Genomic DNA, 14,113 nt, shown 5'->3' on the forward strand with positions numbered 1-14,113 from the left:
CTCCTAGAATGCGCGCCATCGGTAGCTGGTGAGCCGGCTTCGGTATCCATTTCCATATCGAAAGGATTGACCATGTCATACTCCAAAGACATCGAAGCATTGAATTCCGTGGTTGGTGCCAACAAAACCTGGCACGACATCGACCCGGAAGCTGCTGTTCGCATGCGTCTGCAGAACCGTTTCAAAACGCATCTGGACATCGCCAAGTACAACGCGAAGATCATGCGCGAGGACATGGCGGCCTACGACGCCGATAACAGCAAGTACACCCAGTCTCTGGGTTGCTGGCACGGCTTCATTGGTCAGCAGAAGATGATTTCCATCAAGAAGCACTTCGGGGATACCAAAGGCCGCTACCTGTACCTGTCCGGCTGGATGGTCGCCGCGCTGCGTTCCGAGTTCGGTCCGCTGCCCGACCAGTCCATGCACGAGAAAACCGCGGTCGCCGACCTGATCCGCGAGCTCTACACCTTCCTGAAGCAGGCGGACGCCTGGGAACTGAACCACCTGTTCCGTGACCTGGACGAAGCCAAGGCCGCCGGTGACCAGGCCAAGCAGGCCGAGATCGTCGACAAGATCGACAACTTCCAGACCCACGTTGTGCCGATCATCGCCGACATCGACGCCGGTTTCGGTAACCCGGAAGCCACCTACCTGCTGGCCAAGAAGCTGATCGAAGCGGGCGCGTGCTGCATCCAGATCGAGAACCAGGTGTCCGACGAGAAGCAGTGTGGCCACCAGGACGGTAAAGTGACCGTTCCCCACGCCGACTTCATCGCCAAGATCAACGCGGTTCGCTACGCGTTCCTGGAGCTGGGCGTGGACGACGGCGTGATCGTTGCCCGTACCGACTCCGAAGGCGCCGGCCTGACCCAGAAGATCGCCGTGACCAACGAGCCGGGCGACCTGGGCGACCAGTACAACAGCTTCCTGGAAGGCGAATACATCGATTCCGCCGACCAGATCAACAACGGCGACATCGTGATCAAGTCCGACGGCAAGCTGCTCAAGCCCACCCGTCTGGCCTCCGGTCTGTTCCAGTTCCGCCGCGACACCAACATCGACCGCGTGGTACTGGACTGTGTCACCAGCCTGCGCAACGGCGCCGATCTGCTGTGGATCGAGACCCCGACCCCGAACGTGGCTCACATCAAGCACATGGTCGACCGTATCCGCGAGCAGGAGCCGAACGCCAAGCTGGTTTACAACAACAGCCCGTCGTTCAACTGGACCCTGAACTTCCGTCAGCAGGTGTTCGATGCCTGGAAGGAAGAAGGCAAGGATCTGGGCGAGTACGATCGCGCCGACCTGATGAACGAGAAGTACGACACCACCGAGCTGGCCGACGTGGCCGACGAGTGGGCCAAGGAGTTCCAGGCCAAGGCGTCCCGTGAAGCCGGTGTGTTCCACCATCTGATCACGCTGCCGACCTACCACACCGCGGCGCTGTCCACCGATCAGCTGGTGGAAGGCTACTTCGGTGACCAGGGCATGCTGGCCTACGCCAAAGGCGTTCAGCGTGAGGAAATCCGCCGTGGCATCGCCACCGTGAAGCACCAGGACATGGCCGGCTCCAACATCGGTGATGACCACAAAGAGTACTTCTCCGGTGAAGCCGCTCTGAAAGCTGGCGGTAAAGACAACACCATGAACCAGTTCTGATAAGTGGTTCTCCGGTGTAATAAAAACGGCGCCTTCGGGCGCCGTTTTTTTTGCGATGTGCGCCAGGCATGACGCGAAGCGCCATAAACCGGCGCTGTTCCGGCCCGGCGAATAGAATTCGCAGACGAGGCGTCGCCTGCGCGGGAGGGTGTACAACGGCTCCGGTCGACACTACGTGGTTTGCTCTGGCGGGCCGAGCCCGCTCCTTTGTCGCACATCTACTCGATTCTGACCCTCGCCGCTTTTTCTGGCATTATTATACTGGCCAGTACTGTTTAGAGGTGGTGATGATGTATTTCAAGGGCATGCCCGTACGGGCATTGTTAGTTGTCGGCGTGGCGGTTGCGGGCCTGGCCGGATGCGGTGAGCCGAAGACTCCTGCGCAACCACGGCCGGTTCCCGTGAAATTGACGATGGTGGGGGACACCGGTGAGCGTGTTCGACGGTACCCGGGGCGCGTTGTGGCAACGGAGCAAACTGAAATGGCCTTCCGTGTGTCGGGGCAATTAGTGTCATTGCCGGTCCGGGAAGGGCAAAGAGTGGAGCAGGGTGAGCTGCTTGCTGAATTGGATGCCCGGGATTTCCGTAACGAATTGGATCAGCGCAGGGCCGACGCAAAGCTTGCCGAAAACCAGTATCGGCGTGGCCAAACGCTTTCCGAACGGGGCATGATCGCTGATTCCGAGCTGGACGAACTCACCGCGCGTCACCAGCAGGCCCAGGCGGCGTTAAGCCAGGCAAGGGACACTCTTTCCTACGCCCGTCTTACCGCGCCCTACGACGGCGTGGTGGCCGGCACGGAGCAGGAGAATCACCAGTTCGTTCAAGCCCGGGACCCCGTGCTCTATCTACAGAGCACGGACACCTTGGACGTGCATTTCTCCGTATCCGAGAACTTTATTCGTCGTGTTTTGCCTCTGGACCGATCATTTCGTCCGGACGTGGTGTTTTCCGGGCTTTCCGAGCAGCGATTTTCCGCCGTTTATCGTGAGCACGAGTCCCGCCCCGGTGCCACTCAGGCCTACACCATCGTGTTGACATTGCCGATGCCCGATAAGGTGGAGCTGTTGCCAGGAATGAGTGCGACGGTGTATGTCGACGAGGCCGCGTTGCGGCATGCCGATAAGGTCCCCCTCACCGTACCAATGGCGGCGGTGTTCAATAGTGATGAAGAAAGCGGCGCCCGGGTTTGGCGCTTTGATCCGCGCAGCAACAAGGTCCAGGCCCAAGCGGTGAAGCTGGGCGAGGTCTCCGGCGACGGCGTGGCTATTCTGGACGGTCTGTCGCCGGGCGATCGTATCGTGGTGGCCGGTGTGCACCGTCTGAAAAACGGCCAGGCGGTGCGGGAACTGACCGGCGAACGGGGGTTGTAATGAGTATTGCCGAGTATGCTGTTCGGCATCGGGTGATCAGCTGGTTATTCACTTTGGTGCTGCTGATTGGCGGGCTGGTTGGGTTTCTGCGGTTGGGTCAATTGGAAGATCCCGAGTTCACGCTGAAGACCGCCATGGTGATCACCGAGTATCCCGGTGCTTCCGCCCTTGAAGTGGAAGAAGAAGTGACCCTGCCGGTGGAGAAAGCGATTCAAAGTCTTTCCTACGTGGACTACGTAACGTCCATATCCAGCGCCGGTTTGTCTCAGATCACCGTCGAGATGAAACCCATCTACCGTGAAGATGATCTGAAACAAATCTGGGACGAGTTGCGCCGCAAAACCCGCGATCTGCAACCCCGGTTACCTCCAGGCGCCAACGATATTGAGGTAATAGACGACTTTGGCGACGTTTATGGGATCCTGTTGGCCCTTACAGGGGAGGGCTACGGCTATCAGGACCTGGAGGATTATGCCGATGTACTGGTTCGTGAGCTGGTGCTGGTCGAGGGTGTGGGCAAGGTTCAGGTTGGTGGCCAGCGCCAGGAACAGGTTTTCGTGGAGCTGTCCCGGGAACGTCTCGCCAATCTCGGCATTAGCCAGGACCGGATTTTTTCTTTGCTTGGTACCCAGAACGCCGTGAACCCGGCCGGGCGGGTGCGGGTGGGAGATGAATACTTGCGTATCGCGCCCACCGGTGAATTCAATTCCGTGGACGCGATGCGAGATTTGTTGATCTCGGACCCGGGCGCCGGACAGCTGGTGTATCTCGGGGATGTGGCCAGCATTAAGCGGGATCATCGTGAGGTGCCGCGGCATCTGTATCGCCATCAGGGGGCACCGGCGCTGACCTTGGGTATTTCCTTCTCCCCGGGGGTCAATGTGGTGGACGTAGGCGAGCGTGTGCGCCAGCGGCTACAAGAGATGGACTACCGCCAGCCCGCCGGCATGGAGCTGACGACGGTCTACGACCAGCCCGGAGAAGTGGAGCGTTCGGTGAACGCCTTCCTCTGGAACCTGGCCCAGGCCGTGATGATCGTGATCGGCGTGTTGTTGCTATTCATGGGGTTCCGCTCCGGTGTGTTGATGGGCGGCATTCTGCTGCTTACTATTCTCGGAACCTTTATTGTCATGGCGGTGCTGGGCATTGAACTGCAGCGTATTTCCCTGGGCGCCCTGATCATCGCCCTGGGGATGCTGGTGGACAACGCCATCGTGATCACCGAAGGCATACTGGTAGGCATAAAACGCGGGTTGTCCAAGGTGGCCGCCGCCTCGGAGATCGTGCGGCAGACCGCTTGGCCGTTACTCGGTGCCACGGTGATAGCGATCACCGCGTTCGCGCCGATCGGCCTGTCCAGCGACGCCTCGGGGGAGTTCACCAACAGTCTCTTCTGGGTACTCCTGATTTCCTTGATGCTGAGCTGGGTGGTGGCCATCACGCTGACCCCCTTTTTCGCCGATCTGATATTTTCCCGCGACCGGCAGACGCTTGATGAAGGCGACAACGATCACGGCGAAGATCCCTACAAAGGCCGTGTCTTCCGGATTTACCGGCGGCTGCTGGGCATGGCTATTCGGCACCGGGTGGTGACACTGGTAGCCATGGCGCTGTTGTTGGTGTCGGCTGTGGGTGGTTTCGGTCTGGTTAAGCAATCGTTTTTCCCACCGTCCAATACGCCTATCTTTCTGGTTGACTACTGGTTGCCCCAGGGTAGTGATATCCGCGCCACTATCGAACGCGTAGAGGAGCTGGATCGTGCCTTGCGGGACACGGAGCACGTCACCCAGGTAACCAGCACCATCGGCCGGGGCGCGCAACGATTCATGCTGCCGTACGTCCCGGAGAAGACCTATCCGTCCTACTCTCAACTGATCGTTAGAGTGGACCAGCGGGAGAATATCGACGGAGTGATCGCGCAAACCCGGAATTGGATTGACCGCCACCAACCCTCCGCCTTTGCCAAGCTCAAGCGCTTGATGATCGGTCCCTCCGCCAACGCCACCATCGAGGCACGGCTCTCCGGACCCGACCCGGCGGTATTGCGTTCCCTGGCCGTGCAAGTGAAAGCGATCATGGCGACCGACCCGGGCCTGGAAAACATTCGCCACGACTGGCGTCAACAAGAAAAAGTGATCCGTCCACAATTCGAGCAGGCCCAGGCCAGGCGCGCGGGGGTTACCCGGGAGGATCTTGAAGACGCCCTGAATATGAACTTCTCCGGCCTGGAAGTGGGTCTGTTCCGTGACGGCGCCGACCTGCTGCCGATTGTTGCGCGCCCCCCGGATCAGGAGCGCCTGGGCGCGGATAATCTGGACCAGGTGCGTATCTGGTCACCGGTGCATGAGGATTACCTAGCTATTCGGCAGATTGTCTCCGGCTTTGCAACCGAGCTGGAGAATGGTTTGATCCTGCGTCGTGACCGTAAACGTACCCTCACCGTGCAGGCTGAACCGGACGTACTCGGTGATGAAACCGGGGATCAGGTATTGCGACGCGTGCGTCCCGAAATAGAAGCGCTGCCCTTGCCGCCTGGCTACGAACTCACCTGGGGTGGAGAGTATGAACTCACCCGGGACGCTCAAAAGGCGGTCTTTGCCAGCGTTCCCCTGGGCTATCTGTTCATGTTCATCATCACCATTCTGCTGTTCGACAGTCTGCGTCAACCGTTGGTTATCTGGGCCACGGTGCCGCTGGCGATCATTGGCGTGACCATTGGGTTACTGGTATTCAACGCGCCTTTCAGTTTCATGGCGCTGCTGGGTTTCCTAAGCCTTTCCGGCATGTTGGTGAAAAACGGAATCGTGCTGGTGGAGCAGATCAAACTTGAGCTCCAAACCGGCGTGGATGCCCTGGACGCTGTGATCCATGCCTCCGTAACCAGGGTGCGTCCGGTCTGCATGACCGCTGTGACCACGGTTTTGGGTATGGTGCCTTTATTATTTGACGCCTTTTTTAAATCCATGGCGGCGGTAATCATGTTCGGTCTGGGGTTTGCCACGGTACTGACCCTCATCGTGGTGCCGGTTTTGTATACCCTGGCTTATCGCATAAGCCCGCGGCGCGACTGAACCGCGTCCTTTGTTAACGAAAGGCAGCCTTTGGGGGCCGCCTTTCGTTGTCGGTGCCTCAAGAAAATCTTCCGGTTGTCGATAGATGGGCGTAAGGCGGTTCATCCCGCGAACTGGTGAATGTTTAGTGCCGGAGCGGGCCGGTTTCTTATATCTGTCCCCTTGCCCCACTTGTCTCATTCTGATGGTATACAACCCAGTGCGCACAACGGGGAATGCAGGGACAGCATGGGGGAGGGGCGTCAAGGGAAATGCCCGCCGGAATACGAGACTAAAGGCTGTCTGGGGATCGCATGAAGGATTCGCGCGGGAACGCCGCGACCGCGAACAAGAACATAGTGACGCAGACCAACGTTCCCGCCTCCGTGGTGGAGGAACGGCTGCAGGCGGCGCTGGATTCCGACGACCTGGGTATCTGGGACCACGACCTGCGCGAGAACACTTTCTGGGCGTCACCAAACATCAGCCGTATGGTGGGCATCCCGGAAGGTGGCCCCGCCAGCGCCCGGCTGTTCTGGGGTTTCGTTCATCCGGACGACCGTGACGGCGTGCGCCAGGTGCTGCTCGGCGCCCTGGCGGCGGCGGTCAGCGGCCATTTCGAAGTCACCTTCCGGGCCCACCGCCGGGATCTGGGGCGGCTCGCCCTGGTGCGCTGTTCGGCGCAGCTGGTGTTCGACGAGGACAACCGGCCGGCCCGCATGCTGGGTGTGTTCCGCGACGTGTCCGACCAGCAGGAGGAACAGGTCAAGCTGTTCTACGAGGCGCACTACGACGAACTCACCGGCCTCGCCAACCGGAAACTGCTCACCGAACAGACCCAGACCGTGCTCGATCAGGGGCGGCCCGCGGGCTGCCTGCTGCTGGAGCTGAACGGCTTCCAGGAAGTCAGCGATACCCTGGGCCAGGAGGCCGGCGACCGGCTGCTGCAGCTGACCGCCGCGCGCCTCACCCGTCTGCTGCCGGAGGGCGCCCTGCTGTCACGCACCACCGGCGAGGAATTCGCCGTGATGCTGCCCGACCGGGATCTGGCCCGGCCGCTGATCCAGCTGGCGGAGGCGGTCCACGGCGCCTTGCTGGAAACCTTCATGATCAAGGATCGCCCGGTGGCGATCAGCGGGCATGTGGGTATTGCGCTCGCGGCGCCGGAGGGCTGCGCCCGGACCCTGCTCAGTGATGCTCACCTGGCGCTGGCCGACGCCAAGGCCGCCGGTTACGGCGCCAGCCGGGTCTACCAGCCGGCGCTGCGCAAGGCGCTGCGGGCCCGCCAGGACATGAGCGCGGACCTGCGCACCGCCGTGCTCGGTGAGCAGTTCGAGCTGTATTACCAGCCCCAGGTACGGCTCAGCGACGGCAAGATCGTCGGCGCCGAGGCCCTGCTGCGCTGGCACCATCCGCGCCGCGGCCTGCTGGCGCCCGGGGAATTCCTGCCGCTGCTCAAGGGCAGCCCGATGGCGCGGATTCTCGGCGACTGGGTGATCCGCCAGGCCTGTGCCAAGGGCGCGCTGCTGTACCGTCAGGGTCGCCCGCTGTGCATGGCGGTGAACCTGTTCTCCGCCCAGTTCAAATTGGGCGGACTGGCGCGCATGGTGGCCGACACCCTGCGGGAGGCCGGTCTGCCCGGCGAATGGCTGGAGATCGAGATCACCGAACGGGTGATCATCAACAGCGACAACCGCCTCAAGAACACCCTCAACGACCTGCGGGCCCTGGGCTGCCAGCTGGCCTTCGATGATTTCGGCACCGGCTACGCCTCCCTCAGCATGCTCAAGGAATTCCCGATCACCCGGCTCAAGGTGGACAAAAGCTTCGTCGACGCCATTCATGAGTCCGGCGAGGACCACGCCGTGGTGCAGGCGATGATTCAACTGGCGGAAACGTTCGGCTTCGCGATCACCGCCGAAGGCATCGAGACCGGCCAGCAGGCGGAGGTGCTGCGGGAGCTGGGGTGCCGGGAAGGGCAGGGCTACTTGTTCGGCAAGCCCATGCCGTGGCAGGAGTTGTACGCGCTTTTATAGTGACTGACGAAAACGGGCCGGCTGTTACGCCGGCCCGCTTGATACTCAGACTGATCAGGCTGAGAGATCAGCCCTGCTTGCCAAGCCAGTCATCGGCTTGCTTCTCCGCTTCCTCGCGGGTGGAGCCGTAGCGCTCCTGAATCTTGCCGACCAGCTTATCCTTGCGGCCTTCGACCTGCTTCAGGTCGTCATCGGTGAGCTTGCCCCACTGCTGCTTGGCATTGCCCATGAGTTGCTTCCAATTGCCTTTCAACTGATCGCTGTTCATTACTACCTCCATGCGGTTACGATCCATGAGCCTGGAGTATGCCTCAGGAAACCGGGGCAGCGGCGAATCTTTAGCATTCTTTTAAGAAGCGGCCGGTGCGGGGCGCCCGCCGCTTGCAGCCCGCCGCCCGCCGCCCCATCATTCAGGTTCCAACGAATCAACCTTCAAGGAGTCTCCGTGGCGGCAGTTCTGGCGGGCGGTATTATTGTTATCTGGCTGGCGTTGAGCGGCGGTCGCGCGCTGCTCAACGCCGGCGGCATCCAGCTGCACTGGCCCGCTGATCTGGTGGCGCCGCTGTTGCTGGCGGCCCTGGAGACCCTGTTGTTCCTGCTCACCGTGCCGGACGCGCCGTTGCTCGAAGAGGCCCGGCGCTGGCCTGTAGCGGGCACCCTGGTGGCGCTGGCCTGGCTGATCAACGGTGCCGTGGCCGGCCGTGTTTGGATGAGGCGCCGCCGCGCCGCCTGAGCGCGCTTCTTTTTGGTGCGCCCTCCCCGAAATGGGGCGCGCCGCCGGCGCGATTTCGGGCGTTTCTGTCTTTAAGTATGCAGAATTGCATGTATTTATGGGGGTTTGACGGGTTGGCATAGCTGTTGCTCCTGAGTGGTTAACCAAGGTTTTAACGACTCACCGGAACCACGAGGAGCACCATGCAGTTATTGCGATTCAAAACCCTGTGGGGCCACCCGGGCACCCCTGAGCAGGCCGCCGCCCTGGCCGTGGCCGCCGGCTTCGACGGCCTGGAAGCGCCGCTGCCGCAAGCCGGCGCGGCCCGCGACGACCTGGCCGGAGCCCTGCACGGGCACGGCCTGCGCTGGATTCAGGAAATCTGCACCGCCGGCAGCTATGTGCCGCGCCGCGATGCCAGCGTCGCCGAGCACCTGGAAGACTTGGAAACCCAGCTGCGGGACGGCCGCGCCCTGGGCGCCGAGTTCGCCAATGTGATGGGCGGCTGCGACGCCTGGCCCCTGGAGGACAGCGTGCGCTTCTTCGCCGAGGCCCACGAGATCGCCGAGCGGGTGGGCGTCACCGCCAGCTTTGAAACCCATCGCGGGCGCAGCTTCTTCAACCCCTGGACCACGGTGGCGGTGCTCGACCGGGTGCCGACACTGCCCGTGACCTGCGACTTCAGCCACTGGGCGGTGGTCTGCGAACGCCTGCCCGACAGCGAATGGGACTGCATCGAGCGGGTCGCCGAGCAGACCCTGCACGTCCATGCCCGGGTCGGCTACGACCAGGGCCCCCAGGTGCCGCACCCCGGCGCGCCGGAATACGCCACCGCGCTGGCGTCCCACCAGCGCTGCTGGGAAGCGGTCTGGCAGGCCCAGCGCCGCCGTGGCCTGCCGCAAACCACCCTGACACCGGAATTCGGCCCGGACGGCTACCTGCACACCTTGCCGTTCACCAACGCCCCGGTGGCCGATCTGTGGGATCTCAACCGCTGGATCGGCGATTGCCAACAACGCCATTTCCATCGCTGGCGCGCCGCTGCCGCCGGTCGCGACCAGGTGGCCTGAGCAGAGGAGAGAACGGTGATGAAATCGATACAGCAATCCCTGCGTCATCCGGACGCGCTGGTACCCAACCTGCTGGTGCTGGCCTACATCCTGCTTGGATACCCGGGCGGCTGGCTGCTGATGGCCCAGCCGGGCTGGTTGCTGCCCGCTCTGGGCGTGCTGGCCTGTGGCCACGCCATGGTGATCGCCGCCTACCTGGTGCACGACTGCGCCCACAACGCGCTGTTCAAGAAGGTGGAACACAACACCCGTCTGGGACGGGTGCTCAACTGGCTCACCGGTGGTTGCTATGGCACTTACGAGGATCTGCGTTACAAGCACATGCGCCATCACGTGGATAACGCCGATACCATCGCGTTCGACTACCGGGCCTGGCTCAAGGCGCACCCGCGCACCGAGAAGCTGGTGTTCGCGCTGGAATGGGCCTATGTGCCGGCGGTGGATTACATGATGCACGCGGTTCTGATGGTGGCGCCGTTCATCGGTTACGCGGATAAGTCCCAGCGGCCCCGGGCGGCGCTGGTGCTGGCGGTGCGTTTCGGCGCGCTGGCGTTGCTGGCGCTGTGGAGCCTGAAGGCGGTGCTGCTGTATGCGCTGGCCTACACCCTGATGCTCACCGTGCTGCGTTTCTTCGACGCCTTTCAGCACAACTACGAGATCATCGCCATTCTCAACAATCCGGACGCGCCGCTGCCCCATAAAGGCGACCGCGATTACGAAAACGACAACACCTACAGCAACCCGGTGTCGCGCCGCTGGCCGGTGCTCAACCTGCTGGTGCTCAACTTCTGCTACCACAACGCGCACCACGTGAAGCCCACCTTGCCCTGGTACAAGCTGCCGGCCCTGCACCGGGAACTGTACGGCGATGAGTACCAGCGCACCCTGGCGTTCAGCGACCAGCTGCGCAGCTATCACCGCCACCGTCTGGCCGGCATTCATGCCGAAACCTATGGCCAGGTGCCGGCGCACCAGGCGATGCGCGAAGGCCAGGCGGTGCCGGTCTACGGGCTCAGCTTCCTGACCGCGTTTTGAACCGTTTGCCGAGTATCGAAGAGGAGTTGTCCATGACCGTTTCCCTGCAGGACCGCCTCGTCACCGGTGCACCGGGTTCCCGCGTGGCCGATGCCGCGCCCGCCGCCGCGCGGCCGCGCCGCCGCTGGCTGGATTTCGGGCAGACCCTGAACTGGCGTCAGCGGTTGCTGTTGGGCAGCGCCGGCTGGTTGGTGTTTTTCGCCGGCTGGTACCTGGCCGCCAACGCCGGGCTGGCGCCGGATCGCCTGTTTCCGGGGCCGCTGCAAGTGCTCGCCGCCCTGCAGGAGCTGTTCTTCGAGAAAGCCTTCCTCAGTGACGTGCTGGCCAGTGTCCGCCGGATTCTGGTGAGTTTCGGGCTGGCGGTGTCCGTGGCGCTGCCGCTGGGGCTGCTGATGGGCGCCTTCGCCCGCGTCGACGGCGTGCTCAACCCGTTCCTGGGCGCCTGCCGCTATCTGCCGGCGCCGGCGTTCATTCCGCTGCTGCTGATGTGGCTGGGCACCGGCGACAGCCAGAAGATCGCGCTGCTGCTGATCGGCGTGGTGTTCTTTCTTTCCATCATGCTCGCCGATGTCACCCGGCAGGTGCCGGCGGCGTTCGTGGAGACCGCCAAAACTTTGGGCGGCGGCCGCCGTGCGGTGCTGTGGACGGTGGTGTTCCGCCATTCGCTGCCGGGCTATCTGGACACCTGCCGGCAGATGCTGGCGGTGAGCTGGACCTACCTGGTGATCGCCGAGATCGTCGCCGCCACCGACGGCATCGGCGCCATGATGATGCGCGCCAAGCGCTTCGTGCACGTCGACGACATCATGGCCGGCATCGTCACCATCGGGCTGCTGGGCCTGGCCCTGGACGCCCTGTTCCGAGTTCTGCACCGCTGGTGGTTCCCGTATCTGCGCGGTGGCCACCAGTGAATTTCGTTCCCCGAGGAGTCATTACCATGCGTATCGTTAAAACCCTGATGCTGGCGGCGGGCCTGAGCTTCTCCGCCGCGGCGGCCCACGCCGCCGACACCGTGCGGGTGTCGCTGTTCTCCTGGCCCGGCTACGGCTTCTGGTTCATCGCCCAGGAGAAAAACCTGGTGCCGGACCTGGACCTGGAAATCACCATCATCGAGGACCCCTACGAGAGCTTCTCGCTGATGTCCGCCGGCGCCCTGGACGTGACCTCCAGCACCGCCGAATACGGCCCGATCGCCGCCGACAAGGACGTGCCGGTGAAGCTGGTCACCTACACCAACCCCTCCTACGGCACCGACAAAATCGTGCTGGCGCCGGGCGTGGACAGCGCCGAGGACCTGAAGGGCGAATCGGTGGCGGTGCTGGAAGGCGGCCTGACGCAGATCTTCATGGGCATCTGGCTGGAGCAGAACGGCGTCAGCATCAAGGACGTGCAGTTCACCAACCTGATCATGGACGACGCCGTGGGCGCGCTGGTGGGCGGCAATGTGAAAGCCGCTGAATTCTGGGAACCGTTCGGCTCGCAAGCGCTGGATGCCCTTCCCGGTGCCACCGTGGCCGCGTCCTCCGCCGAGGGCGACTGGATCGAAACCGCGCTGCTCGGCGACGGCATGTACATGAGCGACGCCTTCCTCGACAAGCCGGAGCTGGCCGCCAAGACCATGGAAGCCTACTTCAAGGCGGTGGCGTTCTGGAAAGAGAACCCGGAAGAGGGCAACAAGATCATCGCCAAGGGGCTGAACTTCCCGGTGGCCGACGTGGAGAAGGTGATCGGCAAGGACGGCGAGATTCTCAAGGGCGGCATCTGGGTGTTCGACGCCGAGCAGGCCGGCAAATTCATGGGCGTGATCCCCGGCGAGCTGCCCCTGGGCCCGCAAAACGGCCAGATGGCGCAGCACTGGGAAACCACCACCGACTGGTGGCTCAAGTTCGGCCTGGTCGACGAGCGCCACCCCATCGACGCCGGTGTGAACACCGCGCCGCTGGAAGCCGTGCTGAGCGAATAAACGCGTCCCTGGAAAGGAGAGAACGCCTTATGGATCCGAACCACAACGGGCTGACCCTGAGCCGCGTGGGCAAGACCTTCCGGGCCGGCACGCGCCACGCGCGCACCGCCCTGGAGGATGTCTCCCTGCAGCTCGCCCCCGGCCAGGTGGGGGTGCTGCTGGGCCCCTCCGGCTGCGGCAAATCCACGCTGCTGCGCATGGTGGCGGGGCTGGAAGAGCCCACCACCGGCGCCCTGGCGCTCAACGGCCAGGCGATCACCGGCCCCGGCCGCGACCGGGGCATGGTGTTCCAGAGCTACACCTCCTTTCCCTGGCTGACGGTGCGCCAGAACGTGGCCTACGGGCTGCGCATCACCGGCGACAGCAGCAGCCTGCGGGAAGGGGCGGTGGACTACTTCATCGACGCGGTGCGCCTGGGCGACGTGGCCGATGCCTACCCGCACGAACTGTCCGGCGGCATGCGCCAGCGGGTGGCGATCGCCCGCACCCTGGCCAACCACCCGGCCCTGCTGCTGATGGACGAGCCGTTCGGGGCGCTGGACCCGGAGACCCGCTGGCAGATGCAGTCACTGCTGCTGGAGATCGTGCGCAAGGAGCGCACCACGGTGCTGCTGGTGTCCCACGACATCGAGGAGGCGCTCTACCTGGGCGACGTGGTGTTCTTCCTGTCCAGCCACCCGGGGCGGCTGCGCGAGACCATCCGCCCTGGCTTCAAGGCGTCGCTGGGCGGCGACCGGGAAGCCATGCTCGAACACACCGAGTACCGGCAACTGGACCTGCACATCCGCCGCATGATGAGCGACGAAGGACGGCGCGCCGCTTAGAAGGTGGACCAGCCGGTAAACTCCATGAACCGGTAGAGCGCGTAGCGCAGTCGGGAGTCGTCGGCATAGGCCTGGTACGGCTCGCTGAACAGTTTGCCGTCCGGGTTGCGCCAGCGCCGCTGGAAAGCGTCACGGGCGGTGGCCATGGCCGGATGGTCGACGGCGGCGGTGAGGATGACGTTGGTTTCCAGATTCAGGTTGTCCAGGTTGCGGCGGGTGAAGTTGGCGGAGCCGGCGATCAGCACCGCCGGCCGTTCCGCGCCGTCGTCCCCGTAACGCAGCAGCATCTTGGTGTGGCACTGCTCGCCGTGGGTGGCGCACCAGCGGATGTCGACCCCGGCGTCGTGCAGTTCCCAGGCCACCTGCCGGTTGGGCATGCCGTTTTTCT

At 63.3% G+C, this 14,113-nt stretch carries 12 protein-coding genes; 10 read left to right on the forward strand and 2 right to left on the reverse strand.

Going from position 1 to position 14,113, the window contains the following annotated elements:
• Positions 1-72 precede the first annotated feature (72 nt).
• From ACEQZD_RS13655 to ACEQZD_RS13670, 4 genes are all read left to right on the forward strand, one after another.
• Positions 73-1,662, forward strand: coding sequence for an isocitrate lyase (locus ACEQZD_RS13655; protein WP_370186143.1), 1,590 nt, complete (start codon positions 73-75; stop codon positions 1,660-1,662).
• A gap of 287 nt (positions 1,663-1,949) precedes the next feature.
• Positions 1,950-3,035, forward strand: a complete 1,086-nt coding sequence (locus tag ACEQZD_RS13660) for an efflux RND transporter periplasmic adaptor subunit (RefSeq protein WP_335629130.1) — start codon at positions 1,950-1,952, stop codon at positions 3,033-3,035.
• A complete protein-coding gene (locus ACEQZD_RS13665; protein ID WP_214012095.1) occupies positions 3,035-6,106 on the forward strand; it encodes an efflux RND transporter permease subunit in 3,072 nt (1,023 codons plus the stop codon). The genes ACEQZD_RS13660 and ACEQZD_RS13665 overlap by 1 nt, the downstream gene beginning before the upstream one ends.
• Before the next feature lie 338 nt (positions 6,107-6,444).
• Entirely contained in the window at positions 6,445-8,121 is a 1,677-nt protein-coding gene (locus tag ACEQZD_RS13670) for a bifunctional diguanylate cyclase/phosphodiesterase (RefSeq protein ID WP_214012094.1), read from the forward strand.
• A 67-nt stretch (positions 8,122-8,188) separates the two neighbouring features.
• On the opposite strand, the gene ACEQZD_RS13675 is transcribed toward ACEQZD_RS13670, so the two are convergent.
• Positions 8,189-8,389, reverse strand: coding sequence for a CsbD family protein (locus ACEQZD_RS13675; RefSeq protein WP_214012093.1), 201 nt, complete (start codon positions 8,387-8,389; stop codon positions 8,189-8,191).
• Positions 8,390-8,566: 177 nt separating this feature from the next.
• Between ACEQZD_RS13675 and ACEQZD_RS13680 the strand changes: the two genes are divergently transcribed.
• The 6 genes from ACEQZD_RS13680 (at position 8,567) to ACEQZD_RS13705 (ending at position 13,725) form a co-directional block, all read left to right on the forward strand.
• The gene (locus tag ACEQZD_RS13680) at positions 8,567-8,854 is read left to right on the forward strand and encodes a hypothetical protein (RefSeq protein ID WP_214012092.1); all 288 of its coding nucleotides are present in this window, start codon (positions 8,567-8,569) and stop codon (positions 8,852-8,854) included.
• Between the two features lie 182 nt (positions 8,855-9,036).
• Positions 9,037-9,903, forward strand: coding sequence for a sugar phosphate isomerase/epimerase (locus ACEQZD_RS13685; protein WP_214012091.1), 867 nt, complete (start codon positions 9,037-9,039; stop codon positions 9,901-9,903).
• An 18-nt stretch (positions 9,904-9,921) separates the two neighbouring features.
• Positions 9,922-10,938, forward strand: a complete 1,017-nt coding sequence (locus ACEQZD_RS13690) for a fatty acid desaturase (protein WP_348321124.1) — start codon at positions 9,922-9,924, stop codon at positions 10,936-10,938.
• Positions 10,939-10,970: 32 nt separating this feature from the next.
• The gene (locus ACEQZD_RS13695) at positions 10,971-11,849 is read left to right on the forward strand and encodes an ABC transporter permease (protein ID WP_142948149.1); all 879 of its coding nucleotides are present in this window, start codon (positions 10,971-10,973) and stop codon (positions 11,847-11,849) included.
• Positions 11,850-11,875: 26 nt separating this feature from the next.
• Positions 11,876-12,901 carry an ABC transporter substrate-binding protein gene (locus ACEQZD_RS13700; protein ID WP_370186147.1) on the forward strand — a complete coding sequence of 342 codons (1,026 nt, stop codon included), beginning with the start codon at positions 11,876-11,878 and terminating at the stop codon, positions 12,899-12,901.
• A gap of 29 nt (positions 12,902-12,930) precedes the next feature.
• The gene (locus tag ACEQZD_RS13705; RefSeq protein WP_142948150.1) at positions 12,931-13,725 is read left to right on the forward strand and encodes an ABC transporter ATP-binding protein; all 795 of its coding nucleotides are present in this window, start codon (positions 12,931-12,933) and stop codon (positions 13,723-13,725) included.
• On the opposite strand, the gene ACEQZD_RS13710 is transcribed toward ACEQZD_RS13705, so the two are convergent.
• The coding region (locus ACEQZD_RS13710; protein ID WP_370186149.1) for a phospholipase D-like domain-containing protein at positions 13,722-14,113 on the reverse strand (392 nt) is incomplete at its 5' end. The genes ACEQZD_RS13705 and ACEQZD_RS13710 overlap by 4 nt on opposite strands.

Source organism: Alloalcanivorax sp., assembly GCF_964221125.1.
GTDB lineage: Bacteria > Pseudomonadota > Gammaproteobacteria > Pseudomonadales > Alcanivoracaceae > Alloalcanivorax > Alloalcanivorax venustensis.